Genomic DNA, 1,990 nt, shown 5'->3' with positions numbered 1-1,990 from the left:
TGCCAAAAGAACTTTACCGCCAGGGACTTGATGTGCGGGTTGTTATCCCCAAATATGCGGACATACCTGAAATCTGGAAAGCCAAGCTGTCAACTAAGGCAGTGCTGCGCGTGCCAGTGTCCTGGCGTATTCAGGACTGCCATGTTGAAGAACTGAACTATGAGAATGTTCCCTTTTATTTCATCGGCAACGACTATTACTTCAACCGTAGCGGTTTCTATGGTCATTACGACGATGCCGAACGATATGCATTTTTTTGCCGAGCTGTATTGGACATGCTGCCACATATACAATTCCAGCCACACATTATTCACTGTCATGACTGGCATACCGGTATGGTGAGCGTATTTTTGACTGCCCACTACCGTAATAATCCATTTTATCAACAAATCCGCACCTTATTTACCATTCATAATCTTAAATACCAGGGAATTTTCCCCAAAGATATTATGCTTAATCTGCTGGATTTAAGTTGGGATTATTTTACAATAAACGGCATTGAATTTTACGATAAAGTCAACTATATGAAAGGCGGACTCATCTTTTCAGACTTAATCAATACAGTCAGCCCTACCTATGCCAACGAAATTCAGCATTCCTATTTTGGGGAAAAATTAGAAGGCGTACTATCCAGCCGGAAACATGATCTATCAGGAATTCTTAATGGTATTGATTATACCACCTATAATCCCGCAACCGATCCCCATTTATTTATCAACTATGATTGGCAGACCAAAGAGCGTAAAACCAAGAACAAACTCGAACTTCAGAAAATGCTGGGGTTGCCTCAAGATGCTAATAAACCGCTCTTAGCCATGAGCTCCCGCCTGGTCGAAGCCAAAGGCATTGATTTAATCCTGCGAGTACTTGATGAAATTCTTGCCAGTGATGTGCAAATGATTATTTTGGGACAAGGTGCAGAACACTATCATCATCTGCTGTGGCATGCGGCTTGGCTGCACAATGACCAGTTAGCTGTCATCATTCCCTATAACGAGGACATGGCTCGTAAATTATTTGCCGCCGCAGACTTGTATCTCATGCCATCACGGTACGAACCATGCGGCCTTGGTCAGCTGATTGCCATGCGCTATGGCGGCTTACCACTTGTTCGCGAGACAGGCGGACTTAAAGACACCGTCTTGTCTTATAACGAATACACCGATGAAGGCAATGGCTTCACCTTCACAAACTATAATGCCCATGACATGCTCTACACCATTAAACGTGCCCTTACCTTCTACCACAATCATAAGGATATTTGGAACAAACTTATCACCCGCGTCATGCGCGCCGACAACAGTTGGCGTACTTCAGCCCAGAAATACCGCCAATTGTACAACAAATTATATTTTGAAGCCCATATTTTTAATGCTGCAGACAGCTCCGAAACTATTTCCGGCTATACCGAACTACCGCTGCCAATTAGCAAAATTCACGACCAATCCACTCACATAAAGGAGGATCCTTATGCTCACTAATAGCAACCAGCCGCTTACCAAGCATCTGCCAATATATAGGAAGAGTCCAATAGCCGTTTCCGTTCCGGAGTTTCGAGATTCATTTATCGCCATCCTGGAAGCCATGCATGGCAAACCCCTTAACGAAACAACAGACCAGGAAAAATTCAAAGCCTTAGCCACTTTGATCCGTGGAATTATCAGCCAAAACCTAATCAGCACCCAACGGCAGCGGAACAAAACGCAGCCTAAACAGGTCTACTACTTTTCCATCGAATTTCTGCTCGGTCGGCTCCTGGAAAACTATCTTGTCAATTTAGGCCTTAGGGAAACATGCGCTGAGGCTTTATCCCAGGTAGGGGTTGATCTTAAAGCACTGTTAGACCAAGAAGAAGACGCCGGACTTGGTAACGGGGGACTCGGGCGGCTGGCGGCCTGCTACTTGGATTCTATGGCCGCCATGGGTCTTGCTGGTCATGGTTTCGGTCTGCGCTACCGCTACGGCTTATTTGAACAGAAAATTATTGGTG

Annotated in this window: 2 protein-coding genes; both read left to right on the top strand. The window is 45.0% G+C overall.

What is annotated here, in order from left to right; translation table 11 throughout:
• Window positions 1–1,481 (top strand): glycogen synthase GlgA (glgA, locus tag AC29Z1_RS17260; RefSeq protein ID WP_488272682.1); only part of this gene is annotated, 1,481 nt, incomplete at its 5' end.
• Window positions 1,471–1,990 (top strand): glycogen/starch/alpha-glucan phosphorylase (locus AC29Z1_RS17255; RefSeq protein ID WP_488272681.1); only part of this gene is annotated, 520 nt, incomplete at its 3' end. The genes glgA and AC29Z1_RS17255, both read left to right, overlap by 11 nt.

Source organism: Sporomusa sp., assembly GCF_057736855.1.
Note: the sequence above shows the minus strand (reverse complement) of the source record. Positions and strands in the feature narration are given on the sequence as shown.